This window comes from Streptomyces lateritius (assembly GCF_014649715.1).
Lineage (GTDB): Bacteria > Actinomycetota > Actinomycetes > Streptomycetales > Streptomycetaceae > Streptomyces > Streptomyces lateritius.
Map to the genome: position 1 here is coordinate 246,407 of NZ_BMTO01000001.1, position 18,974 is coordinate 265,380.

The window sequence follows — 18,974 nt, forward strand, 5'->3', positions numbered from 1 at the left end:
GGCATCGGGCCCTTCGGCAGCGGCATGTTGCTCATGAGGTCGCCCATGGCGCGCAGCCGGTCGTTGGTCGCCGTCACCTGCGGGCCGGAGAGCACCCGCGGCAGCTTCAGCATGGTCGTACGGACCTTCTTCAGCGGCACCTGGCCCTCGTCGTTGCCGACGATGATGTCGTGCACCGGCACGTCCACGACGATCCGGGCCATCTTCCTCTTCTCGGCCGCCAGCAGCGTCCGGACCCGGTTCGGGTTGCCCTCCGCCACCAGCACGATGCCCGCCCGGCCGACCGCGCGGTGCACGACGTCCTGGTTCTTGTTCATCGCCACCGCCGGGGTGGTCGTCCAGCCGCGTCCGACGTTCTGGAGCACCGCCGCCGCCGCGCCCGGCTGTCCCTCCATCTGGCCGAAGGCCGCCCGCTCCGCGCGCCGCCCGAAGATGATCGCCATCGCCAGCAGCGCCAGGATGAAGCCCAGCACACCCAGGTAGACCGGGTGCCCGATCAGGAAGCCGATCGCGAGGAGGACACCGAGTACGACGATGCCCACGCCCGCGACGACAAGCCCGACCTTCGGGTCGGCCTTTCGGGTCATCTTGTACGTGAGGGCGATCTGCTTCAGTCGCCCCTGGTTCGCAGCGTCTCCGCTGCCCGTGTTTGCCTTCCTCGCCATGTCCTGAAGTTTACGTGGCCCGCGAAGCGCGGCCCGCCACGACCTCCATCACATGCTGGGCCTCGACCCGGTCCTTGGCGCGACGGCGGTCCTCCAGGACGGAGGTCCAGGCGTTGCGGCGGGCGGTCCGCTGGCCGCCGGCCAGCAGCAGCGACTCGACGGCCTTCAGGGCATCGGTGACGGACGGGATCGCGGTGGCGCGGACATGGGTCGCGGCCTGCATCTCGGGGTCCTCCCTCAAGCATGGGTGAGATGAGGTGGGGGAACGGCATCGTGTGTGGCGGTGAGTGACACGAGGCTCACTGATTGGTGTTACCAGGGCGTGACCCGGCGGTCAAACACTGATGAAACGTTGATGCACCTGGTCGTACGGCTCCGGAAACGGCGGCGCGGCCCGTGCACCTGCCCCGACCTGCGGGAGCGTACGGACCGCGCGCGTTTCGGCCACTACTGGCCGGTAATATCTTGTGCGCCGATTCACACAGCCTGCGTGGCGTTGGAGACCGCCCCGCGCTTCTCGATCGCCTGCTGGAAGAGCCGTCCCGCCCGGTAGGAGGACCGGACGAGCGGACCCGACATCACGCCGGAGAAGCCGATCTCGTCGGCCTCCTCCTTCAGCTCCACGAACTCCTGCGGCTTCACCCAGCGCTCCACGGGGTGGTGCCGGACCGACGGGCGCAGGTACTGCGTGATCGTGATCAGCTCGCATCCGGCGTCGTGCAGGTGCTGCAGCGCCTCGCTGATCTCCTCGCGGGTCTCACCCATGCCGAGGATCAGGTTCGACTTCGTGACCAGACCGTAGTCACGGGCCTTGGTGATGACGTCGAGGGAACGCTCGTACCGGAAGCCGGGACGGATCCGCTTGAAGATCCGCGGGACCGTCTCCACGTTGTGCGCGAAGACCTCGGGGCGGGAGGCGAAGACCTCCGCCAGGAGCTCCGGCACCGCGTTGAAGTCGGGGGCGAGCAGCTCCACCTTCGTCCGGCCGTCGGCGCGGTTCGCGGTCTGCTCGTGGATCTGGCGCACCGTCTCCGCGTACAGCCAGGCGCCGCCGTCCTCCAGGTCGTCGCGCGCGACGCCGGTGATGGTGGCGTAGTTCAGGTCCATGGTGACGACCGACTCGCCCACCCGGCGCGGCTCGTCACGGTCCAGCGCCTCCGGCTTGCCCGTGTCGATCTGGCAGAAGTCGCAGCGCCGCGTGCACTGGTCCCCGCCGATGAGGAAGGTGGCCTCGCGGTCCTCCCAGCATTCGAAGATGTTGGGACAGCCCGCCTCCTGGCAGACCGTGTGCAGACCCTCGCTCTTCACGAGACCCTGCATCTTCGTGTACTCGGGACCCATCTTCGCCCGGGTCTTGATCCACTCGGGCTTGCGCTCGATGGGGGTCTGGGCGTTACGGACCTCCAGGCGCAGCATCTTGCGTCCGTCGGGTGCGACTGCGGACACGACCGGCTCCCTGTAGCTTCGATTCTTCGGCGCACACCAGGGTACGCCCGTCGTTCGTACGGTTTTACGTACGGTTTCACGTCTGGGCCAACCTGTGGCCAGAGCCCTGCATTCCCTAGGCGGAGGCCGCCACGGAGTCCCGCTCGACATCGCGCGGCTTCAGGTCCGCGCCCTCGAGGACCGCCCGCAGGTGCTTCTCCACGACCGGCAGAACCTCCTCGACCGTGATGTCCCGGCCCAGCTCGTTCGCGAGCGAGGTGACGCCCGCGTCCCGGATGCCGCACGGGATGATCCGGTCGAACCAGACGTTGTCCGGGTTCACGTTCAGCGCGAAGCCGTGCATCGTGACGCCCTTGGCGACGCGGATGCCGATCGCCGCCAGCTTCCGGTCCTCGCGGCGCTGGCCGGCGTTGGAGGGGGCGTACTCCGGGCCGTTGAGGCGCGGATCGAACTCCTCGTCGTTCAGCCGCGGGTCGAAGTCCAGCGAGAGGCCGCCGAACGACGGCCGCTCCTCCACCGGGTCGCCCAGGACCCACACACCGCTGCGGCCCTCGACCCGGGTGGTCTCCAGGCCGAACTCGGTGGCCGTGCGGATCAGCGCCTCCTCCAGACGGCGGACGTGCGCCACGACGTCGACGGGCCGGGGCAGCTTCATGATCGGGTAGCCGACGAGCTGGCCCGGGCCGTGCCAGGTGATCTTGCCGCCGCGGTCCACGTCCACGACCGGTGTCCCGTCCAGGGGGCGCTCGCTCTCCTCCGTGCGCCGCCCGGCCGTGTACACGGGCGGGTGCTCCAGGAGCAGACAGGTGTCGTCGATCTCGTCGGCGAACCGGGCCGCGTGCACCTCGCGCTGCTTGTCCCAGGCCACCTGGTACTCGACGGCTTCCTCGCCGAACCCCAGACGGACGAATCGCAGCTCACTCACGGCAATGCCTCCTCCTGGGTGCCGGGGCCGGGTTCCGGGGATCGTCCCGGGGCCGGCTCGGCACCATGCGTCATTCGCGCCCATGCCACTGTACGGCGGCGCCACGGACACCTGTCCGGCAGGTTCGGCGGGGGTCGGGGTGAGGGGTCTGCGTCAGCGGTGGCCCCAATCCTCACACGATCGGATGAATGTGGGGCGAAGCGCGCGGTATGGGCGGTGCGGGCCGCTAAATTCGCGCCGTTCCATGAGGGCTGCCACCCGGGCCCGGAAGGCAGGAGACCGCACAGCTGATGACGGAACGACCCCCACAGCGCATCCCGAACCGCCAGCTCGCCGCACTCATCGCCGAGGCCGGGTTCTCCAACGCGGGCCTGGCCAGGAGGGTGGACCAGCTCGGCCTGGAGCACGGACTCGATCTGCGGTACGACAAGACCTCCGTGACCCGCTGGCTGCGCGGGCAGCAGCCGCGGGGCACCACCCCCGCCCTCATCGCCGAGGTCTTCACCCGCCGGCTCGGCCGCCGGCTCTCCGCACAGGACCTCGGTCTGGACGCCTGCGCGCCGGTCTACGCGGGCCTGGAGTTCGCGGCGACGCCCGAGGAGGCCGTCGACATCGTCAGCGGGCTGTGGCGGAAGGACTCCGGCAGCCACGCCGAACTCCGCAAGATCGCGTTCACCCCGGCGGGGCTCGTGGTCCCCAGCCGGGACTGGCTGATCGGCCGGGCCGACGAGCGGGTGGCCCGGGGAGAAGCGCCGGCGCCCGACGGCCGCCTCGGCCCCGACGGCCGGCTCGCGTCGGCCGCCCGCTCCGGCCCCGACGGCCGCCCCGGCCCGGACGGCGGCCGGCCGGGCACCCAGCCGCGCCCCGGCCCGGACGGCGGCCGGCCGGGGCCCGAGACCCGCCGGAGCCCGGACGGCGGCCGGCTCGCCACCGACCCGCGTCACCCCGGCCAGGATCCCCGCGTCCCCCCGCAGGGCCGCCTCTCCGTCCCTCGCCAGCGCGGCACCGACAGGGGGCCGGGGCAGCGCGTCTCCAGCGGCGACATCGCCGCCCTGCGCTCGGTCGGCGAGCTGTTCCGCACCCTGGACCACGCGTACGGCGGCGGCCACGCCCGCCAGGCCCTCGTGCGCTACCTGGAGCACGAGGCCGAGCCGATGCTGCGCGGCACGTACGGCGAGTCCGTCGGGCGTCGCCTGTTCGCCGCGGCCGCCGACCTGACCAGGCTGGCCGGCTGGACCTCGTACGACATCGCCGCCCATGGCCTCGCCCAGCGCTACTTCGTCCAGGCGCTGCGGCTCGCGCAGGCCGCCGGGGACCGCGCCTACGGCTCGTACGTGCTGATCACCATGAGCCGCCAGGCCGTCTACCTCGGCCACGGGCGGGAGGCCGTGCAGCTGGCCCGGGTCGCCCAGCAGGGCGTAGGTTCCGCCGCCCCGCCGGTCGTGCAGGCGCTGCTGCACTCGGTGGAGGCGCGCGGGCACGGTGTGCTCGGCGAGGCGCGGGCATGCAGCGCCTCGCTCGCGCGGGCCGAGCGGGCGCTCGAGGCGGCCCGGCCAGGCGACGAGGTGCCGTACTGGGCGCGGCTGTTCGACGAGGCGCAGCTGGCCGACGAGTTCGGCCACTGTCACCGGGACCTCCAGCAGTACCGGTCGGCGGCGCAGCACGCCGAGCGCTCGCTCCAGCTGCGCGCACCGGGCTTCGCCCGCAGCCGCCTCTTCTGCCGGGTGGTGCTCGCCTCGGCCCGGCTCGGCCTCGGCGAGCTGGACCAGGCGTGCGCGCTGGGTGCGGAGGCCGCCCAGCAGGCCTCCGAGATGCGCTCGGCGCGCGCCCTGGAGTACGTACGGGACTTCGAGCGGCGCCTGGAGCCGTACCGGGACGCGGCGCCCGTACGGACCTACCGCGACCGGGTGGCGGCGATCGGCTGACCGGCGCGAGGGGAGGCTCCGCCAGGCGTCCGGCCTCCCCCGGCCCGGGCGTTCGGGGGGTGCGCCTTGCGCGCACGCCCCTGCCGGCCGCCGGCCCGGCAGGCGGGAGGGGCTCTGCCCACGTCCTCCGCCGGCCCGGGCGTCGGGGCGCGCGTGCGCTCCCGCAGGCCGTCGGGCCGCCTGGTCAGGTGGCCGCCTGGTCGGGTGGGCTCCGCCTACGCCGTCCGCCCTCCGCCCATCGCCGGCCCGGGTGTCGGGGAGCGCGCTGCGGACCCGTCCTCGCCGACGGCACGCACGTGCGCACGCACGTGCCGGGACGACACACCTAGGCCACCGCGCCCACCGCCGCCGTGCTCCTGTCGGCGTCCCCGTCCCCGTCGGCCTCCGCATCCCTGTCCGTGCGGATGCCGAGGTCGGTCAGGAGCGCCTGGGCGGCGCGGCGGCCGGAGAGCAGGGCGCCGTGCACCATGCCGGTGTCGCGGTGGTCGCCGCAGACGTAGAGCCCCGCGAGCAGCCGGACCGGGCGGCGGGGGTCGTGGGGAGGTGGCATCGCTGGGACGGCGTCCGGCGTGTGGTGGAAGGCGAGGAGCTCCCACTCGTCCGTCGAGGCGCCGTACAGCGTCGCCAGGTGCTTGCGGACCCGGCGCTCGGGATCGTCCGGCAGGGTGCCGAGCACCGTCGAGCTGACCAGGACCCGGCCGTCCGGCGCGCGCGTCGGGTCGACGGCGCTCATGACCGCCGTGTGCGCGACCGGCCCGTCGGGATCGGACTCCAGGAGCAGCACGGGGTCGGGCGTGGGCGCGACGGGGGCCGTGTGGTGGAGCACGGTGACGGCGTGGAAGGCGGGCGTCCGCAGCCCGGGCAGGAGGCCGGCGGCGGTACGGGCGCCGGTCGCCAGGATCACCGAGCGACAGCCGAACTCGCCGTGCTCGGCCGTCGCCACCTTGTCGATCGAGACCTCCGTGACCCGTACGCCGGTACGGACCGTGCCGGTCGGCAGCGTCGCCGCCAGCCGCTCCGGAAGAGTGGCCGAGCCTCCCTCCGGCGCGCTGAGCCGCCCCCGGGCGAAGGCGCGCAGCGCGAGGTCGGCGCACCGGCTGGAGGTGGTGAGATCGGGATCGGCGAGCAGCGCCGCGAGCAGCGGACGCAGTTGGCCCTGGACGGTACGGGCGGGCAGCCGGGCGGTCAGCGCCTCACGGGCGGTCCGTTCCGGCCGGGTCAGCAGCCGCTGCGCGGGAGTGGCGGCGAGCCGGGCCAGGGTCGCGGCGAGGCGGGCCTGGTCGAGCGAGGCGGCCGGATTGCGGGGGGCGCTCGCAAGGGCGCGCGCCACCGTGAAAGCGCCCCCCACGCCCCGGGCGGCGGGGGAGGACCCCCATCGTCCGCCCCCGGCCTCTCCCGTCCTGACGTACCGTCCGTCGCTGTGCACCAGCGCCCCCGGGGCGAACGGCCGCAGGACGACTCCGTCCAGGCCCGGCGTGCGGCGCAGTTCCGGGTGGGAGGTGGTGAGCAGCGGCCCCACCCGGTCGAGCCGGAAGCCGTCCACGTCGTCGGTGGCCATCCGGCCGCCGACCCGCGCTGCGGCTTCCAGGACGGTGACCGTGACCCCCGCCCTGGTCAGCCGGTGCGCGGCCGAGAGCCCCGCCGTCCCGGCTCCGACGATGACGACGTCCGTGACGGCGTTCCTATGGCGTGCGGTACTGAGCACGTGCCCCTCCCCAGGTCGGCGCGGCTGGTGGGGGGCCTATGCCCCCAACCGGGCCCCGGAATGCCCCAGTTCGCATTCAGAGCCTGCCAGCCTAGGCACCGCCCCCACGGGTGCCAGCCGCGCGCGTCGGGGGTGCGCGCAGCACGGGGTCGCACACGGGCGAGCCCGCTGCCCTCCCCGGTGGGCGTGGCCCGGTCCACCTGTCCGGCCGCGCGTCAGGCGGCGGCGCGGATCGACTCGTCGATGGTCGGGAACGCGAAGGCGAAACCGGATTCCAACAGGCGCCCCGGCAGCACCCGCTGACTGCCCAGCACATCCTGGGCGAAGTCCCCGAGGGCGAGCCGCAGCGCCGGAGCGGGGACCGTGACGAGCGTCGGACGGCGCAGGACACGCCCCATCGCCGCCGTGACCTCCCGGTTGGTGACCGGCTCGGGCGCGGTCAGGTTCACCGGCCCCGACAGGGACCCGGTGTCGATCAGATGGCGCAGCGCGGCCACCTCGTCGTGCAGCGAGATGAAGCTCCAGTACTGCCTGCCGTCGCCCATCCGGCCGCCGACGCCGGCGCGGAAGACCGGGAAGAGGCGCCCCCACGCGCCGCCCTCGCGGGCCACGACCAGACCGGTGCGGGCGAAGGCGACCCGGATGCCGGCCTCCTCCGCGGGCGCCGCCGCGGCCTCCCACTCCACGCAGACCGAGGGCAGGAAGCCCTCGCCCGCGGGCGCGCTCTCGTCCACCGCGCGCGTGCCGGTGTCCCCGTAGTAGCCCAGGGCGGTACCGCACACCAGGACCTTCGGCGGCTCGGCGAGCGAGGCGATGGCCTGGGCGATCGCCTTCGTCCCGAGCACCCTGCTTTCGCGGATCTCCTTCTTGTACGCCTCGTTCCAGCGGCGCTCGCCGACGCCGGCGCCCGCCAGGTGCACGACCGCGTCCACGCCCACGAGCCCGGCGGAGTCGACGTACAGCCGCGCGGGGTCCCACTCCACCTCGTCCGCCGTCCGGGCGGGCCGCCGCACCAGGCGGGATACGTGGTGGCCGTCGGCGCGCAGCGAGCGCACCAGGGCCGAGCCGATGAGTCCGGAGGCGCCGGTGACCGCGATACGGGAGCGTTGCATGGGGCCATCCTGCCCTCCTCGGCGGCGGCGTGGCACAGTGGCGGACATGATCGTGCCGGAGACACGGATACGCCGGGCCCTGCCCGCCGATGAGCAGGCCCTCGGGGAGCTCGACCGTTCCACCTGGTCGCCGCTGCACGCCGTGCTGCCGGCGCCGGAGCCCCCGTACGCCCCGTTCTTCGACGACCGGCACCGGCCCGAGAACCACCTGGTCGCGGAGGCGGCCGACGGAGCCCTCGTCGGCTACGTGCGGCTCGTACCGTCCACCCCGCTCGCCTGCAACGCGCACGTCCGCCAGATCCGGGGCCTCGCCGTCGCCGAGAGCGCCCGGGGCCGGGGCGTGGCCCGCGCGCTGCTGCGCGCCGCCATGGCGGAGACCCTGCGCCAGGGCGGCAACCGGATCACCCTGCGCGTCCTCGGCCACAACGCGCCGGCCCGCGCGCTCTACGCCTCCGAGGGGTTCGCGGTCGAGGGGGTCCTGCCCGGAGAGTTCCTCCTGCACGGGGCGTACGTCGACGACATCCTCATGGGTCGGTCCCTCAAGCCCTGAGGCGGGGCGGTCGCCGACTCCCTGAGGCGGGGCGGCCTCAAGCCCTGGAGGGGCCGGCCCCTCACTCCCCGGGGGCCGGCCCCAGCAGCCGCATGCCGCCCATCAGTTCCCGCAGGCAGCGCACCGCGAGCTCGGCGGGCGCCCCCTCGCCCCGTACCGGCGCGTCCGTCTCCGCCCACGCCTCCAGGGCGACCCTGATCGCGTCCGTGGCCGCGGCGGCCGTGAGGCGTACGTCCAGGGGGTCGGCTCCGGGGCCGGCGAGGTCGGCGACGACGGCGCGCAGCCGCTCCTCGGACTCCTGGTTGACCCGGTACCAGACCGCGCGCAGCGCGGGGTCCTCGGCGGCGGCACGCAGCAGTCCCCGGGTCCACCGCAGCCCCTCGACGGCCTCCTCGTCGTGGGCCGAGAGCGCCTCCGCGATCGATCGTTCCAGGGCCGTGGGAACGGCCGAGCCCGGCCCGGCCGCCGCGAGCGACTGCCGCCAGCGGTCCGCACCGCCCGCCAGCAGCGGGGCGACGGCGTCCTGCTTGGAGCGGAAGTAGCGGTAGAAGGTGCGCAGAGCGACCCCGGCCCGCAGGGCGATGTCCTCGGCCGTGGTGCCGTCGGGGCCGTGCTCGGTGAAGAGCTCGGCGGCGGCCCGGGCGATGTCGAGTTGCGTGGCCGCCTTGCGGCGCTCGGTCAGGGAAGGGGGCTTGGTGCTCACCGTAGGAAGCGTACGCCTGACCCTGACAGAACTACACGACGTGCAGGTATGGCAAAACGTGCCATGAGGGCGTACGGTGGTAGTGCATCGAGGGTCTCGATCGCGACGCCACACGAGAGGCCGGACGACATGAACCGCTACGAAGGACGCCGCGCGCTGGTCACCGGGGGCGGCTCCGGCATCGGTCAGGCCACCGTGCTGCGCATGCTCGCCGAGGGCGGCAGTGTCGTCGCCGCCGACATCAGCGAGGCCGGCCTCAAGGAGACCCTCGCCAAGGCGGGCGCGGACGCCGGCCGCCTGACGGCCCTCGTCGTGGACGTCGGCGACGAGACCTCGGTGCGCGCGGGTGTGGCCGCCGCCGTCGAGGCACTGGGCGGTCTGGACGTCCTGGTCAACGCGGCCGGGATCCTGCGCTCCTCGCACACCCACGAGACCAGCCTCGACTCCTTCGAGCAGGTCGTCCGGGTCAACCTGACCGGCACCTTCCTGGTGATCCGCGAGGCGATACCCGCCCTCCTGGAGGGCCACGGCTCCGCCGTCGTCAACTTCTCCTCCACCTCGGCGGTTTTCGCCCACCCGTACATGGCGGCCTACGCGGCCAGCAAGGGCGGCATCCAGTCCATGACACACGCGCTCGCGGCCGAGTACGCGAAGCAGGGCATCCGCTTCACCGCCGTCCAGCCCGGCTCCATCTCCTCCGGCATGACCGACGGCACCGGCGCCAGCCGGCAGAGCGTCGGCCCCGGCCTTCCCGAGGACGCCGACATGGCGCTCTTCGTGAAGCTCGCCCCCGCCCTCGGCCAGGGCTTCGCGCGACCGGAGACCGTCGCCGGTGTCGTCGCGATGCTGGCGAGCGAGGACGGGGCCTTCATCACCGGCACCGAGGTCCGGGTCGACGGCGGGACCCACTTCTGACGTCCTCCACCGAGTCGGCCCGTGACTCCGCACTCGCGTCGTCCCTCGCCGCACGCCTCTTCGGCGGCCGGACCGCCGTCGTCACCGGCGCCTCCTCCGGCATCGGCGCCGGCCTGGCCCGCCACGCCGCCGGGCTCGGCATGAAGCTGGTGCTCGCCGACATCGCCGCCGAACGCCTCGCCGCCTTCGCCGAGGACCTGCGCGCGACCGGCGCCGAGGTCGATGCCGTCGTCACCGACGTGGCCGACCCGGCCGCCGTGGAAGCGCTCGCCGACCACGCGTACACCCGCTTCGGCGTCGTCGACCTCCTGGTCAACAACGCGGGGATCATGGCCATGGGCTATTCCTGGGAGATCCCGGCCGAGCGCTGGGACACCATGCTCCGCGTCAACATCGGCGGCTACGCCAACGGCATCCGCGCCTTCGTCCCGCGCATGCTGGAGCGCGGCGAACAGGCCTGGGTGGTGAACGTGTCCTCGATCGGGGGGCTGCTGCCCAGCCCTCTGATGGCCCCGTACGGCGCCACCAAGTTCGCCGCCCTCGCCCTGACCGAGTCGCTCCACCACGAACTGCGGATGAAGGGCGCCCCGATTCAGGTCTCCGTGGTGACCCCCGGCGCCGTCAGGAGCGAGATCTTCCGCGCCGCACGGCCCGGCGAGGGCGCCCCGCCGGAGGTCGTCGGCTTCGCGGACCGGCTGCAGACGCTCAGCGACGAGCACGGACTCACGCCGCAGGAGCACGCGGAGCGCGTCTTCACGATGGTCGCGGAAGGGAAGTACTGGGTGATCCCGCAGCCCGAGACGCTCCGCGAGGCGCTCCCGGCGCGCATGGAGACGATCCTCGCCCAGGCGGACCCGCGGATCCCGCCGGACTGACCGGATCACCACATCACGGGATCACCACATCACGTCATCACGAACGGAATCGCTCCCAGAGCATCGGGAAGCGCGCCGCGAGCGTCTCGTCGTCCTCCAGGTCGAACGCGGTGCCCTCCGGCTCGGACGGCTGCGGCGGGATCCCGAGATCCGGCGTCTCGGCGCCGGTCAGCTGTTCGTACGCCTCGTCCGCCGCGAAGCCGAGCTCCTCGCCGTCCCCGTCGATCTCGTCGTCGAAGTCGTCGAGGAGCTCGGCCAGCGCGTCGGGATCGTGCACCGCGCCCTCGAAGACCTCACGGCCCTGCCCGATCAGCCAGCAGCGGAAGTAGTCGAAGACGTCGTCGCTCGCCCCGTCGAGCAGCACCGCCGCCGCCCCCCACAGATCCCAGCGGTACGCGCGGTTGTAGCGGGCCTCGAAGTGCCGGGCGAAGTCGACCACGGAGTCGGGGTCGAGCCGCAGCAGCCGCTCGACCAGCAGGTCGGCGTGTTCCTCGGGGTCGCCGTCGGCGGCCTCGCGGGTGGAGTCGATGATCTCCCAGAACTCCGTCTCGTCCATCACGGGATCAAGCATCGACCTTGCGGGAGGCCGACGCACCCCGAAACGGCCGAATTCATACCGGACAGAGGATGTCGTACTTTCCTGTCACTGTCGTTTCATGACGACTGAATCGAAGCCGCTCGGCGGCAGGATCGCACTGGTGGCGGGCGCCACGCGGGGCGCGGGCCGCGCCATCGCCGTCCAGCTCGGCACGGCCGGCGCAACCGTCTACGTCACTGGACGCACCACCCGTACGAAGGTCAGCGAGGTCGGCCGGACGACGGAGACCATCGAGGAGACCGCCGAGCTGGTGACGGCGGCCGGCGGCGAGGGCATCGCCGTGCCCACCGACCACCTGGAGGTCGCGCAGGTCCAGGCACTGGTCGAACGGATCGACGAGGAGCGGGGCCGGCTCGACATCCTGGTCAACGACATCTGGGGCGGCGAGCATCTCCTGGTCCCCGCCTTCGGGAAGAAGATCTGGGAGACCGACCTCGACAGCGGTCTGCGGATGCTGGAGCTGGGCGTGAAGACCCATGTCATCACCAGCTCGGTGGCGCTGCCGCTGCTGGTCCGCCACCCGGGCGGCCTCGTCGTGGAGGTGACGGACGGAACGGCCGAGTACAACACCCGTTTCCGGGAGAACTTCTTCTACGACCTCGCCAAGAACGCGCCGATCCGGATGGCGTACGCCCTCGCGCACGACCTGAAGGAGGCGGGCGGCACGGCGGTGGCGGTCACCCCCGGATGGCTGCGCTCCGAACAGATGCTGGACCACTTCGGCGTGACCGAGGCGAACTGGCGCGACGCGACCGAGAAGCTCCCCGACTTCGCCGTCGCCGAGTCCCCGGTCTACATCGGGCGGGCGGTCGCCGCCCTGGCGGCCGACCCCGAACGGGCCCGTTGGAACGGGCAGTCGCTCTCCAGCGGGCAGCTGGCCAAGGAGTACGGCTTCACGGACGCGGACGGCTCACGCCCGGACGCCTGGGGCTTCATCATCGCGAGCGAGACCGGGAAGCCGGACGTGGCGGACTACCGCTGAGAGCTGTCCGGACGCTGCCCGGCCTCTTCCGGATCGGGCCCGGCCTCCGGGTCCTGCCAGGGGCCGGAGACCGGGCCCGGCCGCCCCGTCCGCCGCGTCTGGGTGGCCCGGAAGCGGGCGGGAGAGATGCCGTACCGCCGCGTGAACGCCTGACGCAGCGACTCGGCCGTGCCGAAGCCGCACCGGGCCGCCACGCCCGTCATGGGAAGCGCGGTCGACACGAGGAGATGCGCGGCCGCCTCGGTACGGGCCTGCCGGACGAACCGGCCCGGTGACTGCCCGAGGTGCTCCGTGAACAGCCGGGTGAGGTGACGCGGCGTCACCCCCGCGCGGGCCGCGAGCGTCGCCGTGTCCAGCTCCTGGTCCGGGTGGGCGGCGATGTGGTCGACGAGTTCGCGCACCAGGTCGTTGCGGGGCGGCGGGGCAGCCGTGAACAGACTCATCTGCGCCTGGGTGCCCGGCCGTTGCAGGTACGTGACCAGGTCCCGGGCCACCTGACGGGCCAGTTCGGGGCCGTGGTCCTCCTCGATGAAGGCCAGCGTGAGATCCAGCGCGCTGGTGATGCCCGCGGCCGTGTACACGTTTCCGTCGCGGATGTAGAGGGGCGATGGGTCCACCGTGATCTCAGGGTGGCGTGCGGCGAGCCACGGCGCGAACCGCCAGTGCGTGGTGGCGCGGCGGCCCTCCAGCAGTCCGGCGGCGGCCAGCACACCCGCCCCCGTGCACACCGAGGCCACCCGCCGGCTCTCCCGGGCCAGCCTGCGGACGTGCCCCACCAGCCGGGTGTCCTCGGCCGCCCGCTCGAAGCCGACACCGCCCGACACGATCAGTGTGTCGAGGGGACCCACGAGCCGTTCGAGCGACTCCTGGCTGTGCAGGGCGAGCCCCGAGCCGCAGACGATCGGACCCCCGCCCGGGCCGACCACGCTCACCCGGTACGGCACGTCGGGCTCACCGATCCCGTTCGCCATGGCCAGGCTGGTCGTCACACACGCGATGTCCAGCAACTCGGCCGATTCGTAGCCGACCACCACCATGAGCCGCTCCGCCATGCGGCGACCCTATGCCGGAAGGACCGGTACCCCAAGGTCCCGGACATCGATCAGCCGGCCGTGGGTGGCCGGTGTCGGCCGGGGCGCACAGTGAGGTCGGCCCTGTACGGCACCGACGACCCCCACGGGAGACGCCATGACGATCGGCACCACGCGCGACGGCCGGGACGACGGGACGCGCGACGACGCGACGCCTCCGCGATCGACCGTGGCCCGCCTCCCGCGTGCGCTCGGACACCGGTGGCCGACGCTCCTGGCGCTCGCCCTGGCCCTCGCCACCTTCGTCGACGGCCTCCCGCCCGCGCCCCTGCTCGCCGGCCTCCTCGTCGTCATGCCGGTGTGCTACCTGATCTTCGGGGCCTTCCGCCGCGAACTGGGCCGACCCGGCGTGCTCGTCCTCCAGCTCGCCGGCCTCCTCGGCTTCGCGGCCGTGGCCCTGACCGCCCTCGCCGTCGACGACACCCTCGGCTTCCGCCTCCTGGCCGTCGGCTGGCTGGCGCACGCCGTCTGGGACTTCGTCCACCACCGCACCGGGAAGGTCGTCCCCCGGGCCTGGTCGGAATGGTGCTGCGTCGTCGACGCCTCGGGCGCGCTGGCGATGCTGCTTCTCGCCTGAACGCCCCTCACCGCTCCCCGTACAGCGCCGCCAGCCCCCGGGCCGCCTCGGCGAACCGGGCCCGCAGACTCTCCGGTGCCAGCACCTCCACCTCCGGCCCCAGGGAGAGCAACTGCCCGAAGGCGACCTCCTCGTCCTCCACCCGGAGCGTCACCGTCACCCGGCCCGGCTCGTCGCCCGCCCCCGACGCCAGCGCCTCCTCGGCAGCCGCGCGGTCCGTGGCGTACGGAAGGCGCCGCGCGCCCGCCTCCGACAGGCGCAGCACCACCTCCGCACGGAGCAGGGAACGGGCGAACTCCACCGACCGCTCCGCCCAGAAGGCCGGCAGGTCGAACCCCTCGTCCCGTACGAAACGTTCCTCGCCCACCGAGGCAGCCGCGAAGCGGTCCACCCGGTACGTACGGAGGGACTCGCCGGCCCGTGCGCAGACGTACCAGACGCCCGCCTTCAGCACGAGGCCGTACGGCTCGAGGCGGCGTTCCACCTCCGCGTCCCCGCGCCGGTAGCGCGCCGAGAGGACGCGGTCGTCCCACACGGCCTCCGCGACCGTCGCGAGCCACTCCGGCGTCTCCGGCTCCTGGTACCAGCCGGGCGCGTCCAGATGGAAGCGCTGCGCCGCCGACTCGGGGGCGTCGCGCAGCGAGGGGAGCAGCGCCGCCGACACCTTCAGCCGCGCCGCCGAGGCCGCGTCCGCCAGCCCCATGTCCCGCAGCGCCCCCGGCAGTCCGGACAGAAAGAGTGCCTCCGCCTCCCCCCGGGCGAGCCCCGTCAGCCGGGTCCGGTAGCCCCCGACGAGCCGGTACCCGCCGGCCCGCCCCCGGTCCGCGTACACCGGGACTCCCGCCTCGGAGAGGGCGAGGGCGTCACGGGTGACGGTGCGCTCGGACACTTCCAGCTCCCGGGCCAGTTCGGCCGCCGTCATCGACGGACGGGACTGAAGCAGAAGCACCATCTTGATCAGGCGAGCGGCACGCATGCAGCCCATTCTTGTGGCTCGGTCCACTTCCGGGGCACCCGATGCCGGGGCACAGGCCCGTGCGTGCTCGCCCCTCGTTCCTCGGGGGACCGCGCGCTCGGACCTGTGCCCCGGCGGCGCCCCTTCGGCTCACTCGCCGAGCAGCTCACTCGCCGAGCGAGCCCCCCACGGCCGTGCCGCGACGCGGTCGGGGGCCGCGGCAGTGCCGCGGCCCCCGACCGGTGAACCAGACCCTCTTACAGGCCGTAGCGCTCGCGCGCCTCCTTCACGGACGTCGCGCGGACCTCGCCGCGACGGGCCAGCTGCGCCAGGGCCGCGACCACGATCGACTGCGCGTCGACACCGAAGTGGCGGCGGGCCGCCTCGCGGGTGTCGGAGAGGCCGAAGCCGTCCGCACCCAGCGAGGACCAGTCCTGCTCGACCCACTGGGCGATCTGGTCCGGAACCTGGCGCATGTAGTCCGTCACCGCGAGGACCGGGGAGTCGACACCCTCCAGCGCCTTGCGGACGTACGGGACCCGCTCGTCGCCGCGCAGCAGCGCCGCGTCGGCCTCCAGCGCGTCACGCCGCAGCTCCGTCCAGGAGGTCGCGGACCACACGTCGGCGCCCACGCCCCACTCCTCGGCGAGCAGCTTCTGCGCCTGCAGCGCCCAGTGGATCGCCGTGCCCGAGCTGAGCAGCTGGATACGGGGAGCGTTGGCGGGCAGCTCCAGGCCGGCGGACTCCGCCGTGTTGAAGCGGTAGAGGCCCTTGATGATGCCCTCGTCGGCACCCGACGGCTTGGCCGGCTGCGGCATCGGCTCGTTGTAGACGGTGAGGTAGTAGAAGACGTTCTGGTCCTCGCCTTCGGCGGCCTCGCCGTACATGCGGCGCAGACCCTCCTTGACGATGGCCGCGACCTCGTAGGCGAACGCGGGGTCGTACGTCAGCGCCGCCGGGTTGGTCGCCGCGATCATCGGGGAGTGGCCGTCCGCGTGCTGCAGACCCTCACCGGTCAGCGTCGTACGGCCCGCCGTCGCGCCGACGAGGAAGCCGCGGCCGAGCTGGTCGCCGAGCTGCCACATCTGGTCGGCGGTGCGCTGCCAGCCGAACATCGAGTAGAAGATGTAGAACGGGATCATCGCCTCGCCGTGCGTCGCGTACGACGAGGAGGCGGCGATGAAGTCGGCCATGGACCCGGCCTCGGTGATCCCCTCGTTGAGGATCTGGCCGTTGACGGCCTCCTTGTAGTACATCAGCTGGTCGCGGTCGACCGGCTCGTACGTCTGGCCCTTCGGCGAGTAGATGCCGAGCGACGGGAACAGGGACTCCATACCGAAGGTACGGGCCTCGTCCGGGACGATCGGGACCCAGCGCTTGCCGGTCTCCTTGTCGCGGACCAGGTCCTTCACCAGGCGGACGAACGCCATCGTGGTCGCCACCGACTGCGAGCCGGACCCCTTGTCGAAGGCGGCGAAGGTCTTGTCGGCCGGGGCCGGCAGCGGGGCGAGAGCGTGGGTGCGGCGGGCCGGGGCCGGGCCGCCGAGGGCCGCGCGGCGCTCCTGGAGGTAGCGGACCTCGGGGGAGTCGGCGCCGGGGTGGCCGTAGGGCACCACACCGTCGACGAACTGCGCGTCAGAGATCGGCAGCTCGAGCAGGTCGCGCATGTTCTTGAACTCGTCCACCGAGAGCTTCTTCATCTGGTGGTTCGCGTTCTTCGAGGCGAAGCCCTCGCCCAGGGTGAAGCCCTTCACGGTCTGCGCCAGGATCACCGTCGGGGCGCCCTTGAACTCCAGGGCGGCCTTGTACGCGGCGTACACCTTGCGCGGCTCGTGGCCACCCCGCGAGAGGTGGAAGCACTCCAGGATCTTGTCGTCGCTCAGCAGCTTCGCCATCTCGACGAGCGCCGGGTCCGAGCCGAAGAAGTCCTGGCGGATGTAGGCGGCGTCGCGGGTCTGGTACGTCTGGACCTGCGCGTCCGGGACCTCACGGAGGCGGCGGACGAGGGCGCCGGTGGTGTCGAGCGCGAACAGCTCGTCCCAGGCGCCGCCCCACAGCGACTTCACGACGTTCCAGCCGGCGCCGCGGAACTGGGCCTCCAGCTCCTGCACGATCTTGAAGTTGGCGCGGACCGGGCCGTCGAGGCGCTGCAGGTTGCAGTTGATGACGAAGGTCAGGTTGTCCAGACCCTCGCGGGCGGCGAGCGCCAGGGCCGCGGTCGACTCGGGCTCGTCCATCTCGCCGTCACCGAGGAACGCCCACACGTGGGACGCGGAGACGTCCTTGATGGAGCGGTTGGTGAGGTAGCGGTTGAAGCGCGCCTGATAGATGGCGGAGAGCGGGCCCAGACCCATGGAGACGGTCGGGAACTCCCACAGCCAGGGCAGGCGGCGCGGGTGCGGGTAGGAGGGGAGGCCCTCACCGCCCGACTCCTGCCGGAAGTTGTCCAGGTGGGCCTCGGTGAGGCGGCCGTCGAGGAAGGCGCGGGCGTAGATGCCGGGGGAGGCGTGGCCCTGGATGTACAGCTGGTCGCCGGAGCCGTCCCCCTCCTTGCCCTTGAAGAAGTGGTTGAAGCCCGTCTCGTACAGCCAGGCCGCCGAGGCGAAGGTGGCGATGTGGCCGCCGACGCCGTGCTTGGCGCCGCGGGTCACCATGGCGGCCGCGTTCCAGCGGTTCCAGGCGGTGATCTTCCGCTCCAGCTCCTCGTCGCCGTCGACGACGGGCTCCGCGGAGGTGGGGATGGTGTTGACGTAGTCCGTCTCCAGCAGCTTGGGCAGGGCCAGGCCCGCGCCCTCGGCGTGCTGGAGAGTGCGGCGCATCAGGTAGGCGGCCCGGTGAGGGCCGGCGGCCTTGGTGACGGCGTCCAGGGAGGCCGCCCACTCGGCGGTCTCCTCGGTGTCACGGTCCGGGAGCTGGTCGAGCTCGCTCGGAATCTTGCCTACGGGATCGGTCATGATCGCCGCCTTCCGGACAGGATGGGGGTGGAGAAGGGGTGCCTTGTCTGGCAGGACAGGGCGAGGGCCGGGGTGCGGCCCGCCGAAGACTGTAAGCCGACGATCGATGATCGATCAAAGGGTTGAAGGAGAAAACCTCTTCGAATCGAGAAAGTCGGCACAGGGTGCCGTGAAAGTGGGCACCGGGTGCCTTGTTTTCGCAGGTGGAGCGCGCAAGGCGGAGCCGTATGAGAGGCCGGACGCACGAATGAGCGGACCGCCGAAGCGGTCCGCTCATGGGTCTCACGGAAAGCGGTTCAGGCTCTCGGCGCGCAGCCGAGGACGTGGGCCTTCACCAGGGAGCCGATGTTCGGGTCGGCCCTGCGGAAGGCCTCCACGAGCTCCTGGTGCTCCTCCGCGTACGACTTCTGGACCGTGCCCAGCCAGCGGATGGACAGCGCGGTGAAGACCTCGATGCCCAGCCCCTCCCAGGTGTGCAGCAGCACGCTGTTGCCGGCCGCCTTCACCAACTCCCGGTGGAAGGCCACCGTGTGCCGCACCTGCGCCGTGCCGTCGGCCGTCCGGTCCGCCTCGTACAGGGCCGTCACATGCGGCTCCAGGGTCGAGCAGTCGGCCGCGAGACGGCTCGCCGCCAGCTCGGCCGCGATCTGCTCGAGACCGGCCCGGACGGGGTAACTCTCCTCCAGATCGGCCGCCGTGAGGTTCCGTACCCGTACGCCCTTGTTCGGCGACGACTCGATCAGCCGCAGCGACTCCAGCTCGCGCAGCGCCTCCCGCACCGGCGTCTGGCTGACCTCCAGCTCGGTGGCGATCCGACGCTCGACGATCCGCTCGCCCGGCTTCCAGCGGCCGCTGACGATGCCCTCCACGATGTGCTCGCGGATCTGTTCGCGCAGCGAGTGGACGACGGGCACGCTCATGAAGCCGCTCCTTAGGGACGCTTTGACACTCAAGACAATACGGCGGCGCCCCTGCCTGGAGTACTCCCAGGCAGGG

Annotated in this window: 18 protein-coding genes; 6 read left to right on the forward strand and 12 right to left on the reverse strand. The window is 72.8% G+C overall.

Features of this window, described 5'->3' with window-relative positions; all coding sequences use genetic code 11:
- From IE136_RS01195 to lipB, 4 genes are all read right to left on the reverse strand, one after another.
- Positions 1-665: DUF4191 domain-containing protein (locus IE136_RS01195; RefSeq protein WP_189599333.1), on the reverse strand; the 665-nt coding region annotated here is incomplete at its 3' end.
- Positions 666-675: 10 nt separating this feature from the next.
- A complete protein-coding gene (locus tag IE136_RS01200) occupies positions 676-888 on the reverse strand; it encodes an SCO2195 family GlnR-regulated protein (protein WP_158986686.1) in 213 nt (70 codons plus the stop codon).
- Positions 889-1,142: 254 nt separating this feature from the next.
- The gene (gene lipA, locus IE136_RS01205) at positions 1,143-2,111 is read right to left on the reverse strand and encodes a lipoyl synthase (RefSeq protein WP_158986684.1); all 969 of its coding nucleotides are present in this window, start codon (positions 2,109-2,111) and stop codon (positions 1,143-1,145) included.
- Positions 2,112-2,226: 115 nt separating this feature from the next.
- Positions 2,227-3,036, reverse strand: a complete 810-nt coding sequence (gene lipB / locus IE136_RS01210; protein WP_189599182.1) for a lipoyl(octanoyl) transferase LipB — start codon at positions 3,034-3,036, stop codon at positions 2,227-2,229.
- A gap of 290 nt (positions 3,037-3,326) precedes the next feature.
- On the opposite strand from lipB, the gene IE136_RS01215 reads away from it, so the two are divergent.
- A complete protein-coding gene (locus IE136_RS01215) occupies positions 3,327-4,961 on the forward strand; it encodes an NsdA family TPR-like regulatory protein (protein ID WP_189599183.1) in 1,635 nt (544 codons plus the stop codon).
- Between the two features lie 325 nt (positions 4,962-5,286).
- Here IE136_RS01215 and IE136_RS01220 read toward each other — a convergent pair whose 3' ends face one another.
- Together IE136_RS01220 and IE136_RS01225 are read right to left on the reverse strand one after the other, a co-directional pair.
- Positions 5,287-6,666 (reverse strand): NAD(P)/FAD-dependent oxidoreductase, encoded by a 1,380-nt coding sequence (locus IE136_RS01220; protein ID WP_189599184.1) that lies wholly within the window; start codon positions 6,664-6,666, stop codon positions 5,287-5,289.
- A 215-nt stretch (positions 6,667-6,881) separates the two neighbouring features.
- Positions 6,882-7,778: a TIGR01777 family oxidoreductase gene (locus IE136_RS01225; protein ID WP_158986676.1), complete on the reverse strand. Its 897-nt coding sequence runs from the start codon at positions 7,776-7,778 to the stop codon at positions 6,882-6,884.
- Between the two features lie 46 nt (positions 7,779-7,824).
- On the opposite strand from IE136_RS01225, the gene IE136_RS01230 reads away from it, so the two are divergent.
- Positions 7,825-8,328 (forward strand): GNAT family N-acetyltransferase, encoded by a 504-nt coding sequence (locus tag IE136_RS01230; RefSeq protein ID WP_158986674.1) that lies wholly within the window; start codon positions 7,825-7,827, stop codon positions 8,326-8,328.
- Positions 8,329-8,389: 61 nt separating this feature from the next.
- Here the strand turns inward: IE136_RS01230 and IE136_RS01235 are convergent, their stop codons facing one another.
- A complete protein-coding gene (locus IE136_RS01235; protein WP_189599185.1) occupies positions 8,390-9,031 on the reverse strand; it encodes a TetR/AcrR family transcriptional regulator in 642 nt (213 codons plus the stop codon).
- 129 nt (positions 9,032-9,160) lie between these two features.
- Between IE136_RS01235 and IE136_RS01240 the strand changes: the two genes are divergently transcribed.
- Positions 9,161-9,946, forward strand: coding sequence for an SDR family NAD(P)-dependent oxidoreductase (locus tag IE136_RS01240; protein ID WP_158986670.1), 786 nt, complete (start codon positions 9,161-9,163; stop codon positions 9,944-9,946).
- Positions 9,943-10,821 (forward strand): SDR family NAD(P)-dependent oxidoreductase, encoded by an 879-nt coding sequence (locus IE136_RS01245; protein ID WP_189599334.1) that lies wholly within the window; start codon positions 9,943-9,945, stop codon positions 10,819-10,821. Before IE136_RS01240 ends, IE136_RS01245 begins: the two co-directional genes overlap by 4 nt.
- A gap of 37 nt (positions 10,822-10,858) precedes the next feature.
- Here IE136_RS01245 and IE136_RS01250 read toward each other — a convergent pair whose 3' ends face one another.
- Positions 10,859-11,377 (reverse strand): DUF4240 domain-containing protein, encoded by a 519-nt coding sequence (locus IE136_RS01250; RefSeq protein WP_158994195.1) that lies wholly within the window; start codon positions 11,375-11,377, stop codon positions 10,859-10,861.
- A 100-nt stretch (positions 11,378-11,477) separates the two neighbouring features.
- Between IE136_RS01250 and IE136_RS01255 the strand changes: the two genes are divergently transcribed.
- Positions 11,478-12,401 (forward strand): SDR family oxidoreductase, encoded by a 924-nt coding sequence (locus IE136_RS01255; protein WP_189599186.1) that lies wholly within the window; start codon positions 11,478-11,480, stop codon positions 12,399-12,401.
- Here IE136_RS01255 and IE136_RS01260 read toward each other — a convergent pair.
- On the reverse strand, positions 12,392-13,453 hold the full coding sequence (locus IE136_RS01260; RefSeq protein WP_158986664.1) for a GlxA family transcriptional regulator: 1,062 nt from the start codon (positions 13,451-13,453) through the stop codon (positions 12,392-12,394). The genes IE136_RS01255 and IE136_RS01260 overlap by 10 nt on opposite strands.
- Positions 13,454-13,589: 136 nt before the next feature.
- On the opposite strand from IE136_RS01260, the gene IE136_RS01265 reads away from it, so the two are divergent.
- A complete protein-coding gene (locus tag IE136_RS01265) occupies positions 13,590-14,069 on the forward strand; it encodes a DUF6010 family protein (protein WP_229818589.1) in 480 nt (159 codons plus the stop codon).
- A gap of 7 nt (positions 14,070-14,076) precedes the next feature.
- Here the strand turns inward: IE136_RS01265 and IE136_RS01270 are convergent, their stop codons facing one another.
- From IE136_RS01270 to IE136_RS01280, 3 genes are all read right to left on the reverse strand, one after another.
- A complete protein-coding gene (locus IE136_RS01270; RefSeq protein ID WP_158986662.1) occupies positions 14,077-15,045 on the reverse strand; it encodes a helix-turn-helix transcriptional regulator in 969 nt (322 codons plus the stop codon).
- A 236-nt stretch (positions 15,046-15,281) separates the two neighbouring features.
- On the reverse strand, positions 15,282-17,978 hold the full coding sequence (gene aceE, locus IE136_RS01275; RefSeq protein ID WP_189599187.1) for a pyruvate dehydrogenase (acetyl-transferring), homodimeric type: 2,697 nt from the start codon (positions 17,976-17,978) through the stop codon (positions 15,282-15,284).
- A 296-nt stretch (positions 17,979-18,274) separates the two neighbouring features.
- The gene (locus IE136_RS01280) at positions 18,275-18,898 is read right to left on the reverse strand and encodes a GntR family transcriptional regulator (protein ID WP_158986658.1); all 624 of its coding nucleotides are present in this window, start codon (positions 18,896-18,898) and stop codon (positions 18,275-18,277) included.
- Between the last annotated feature and the right edge of the window lie 76 nt (positions 18,899-18,974).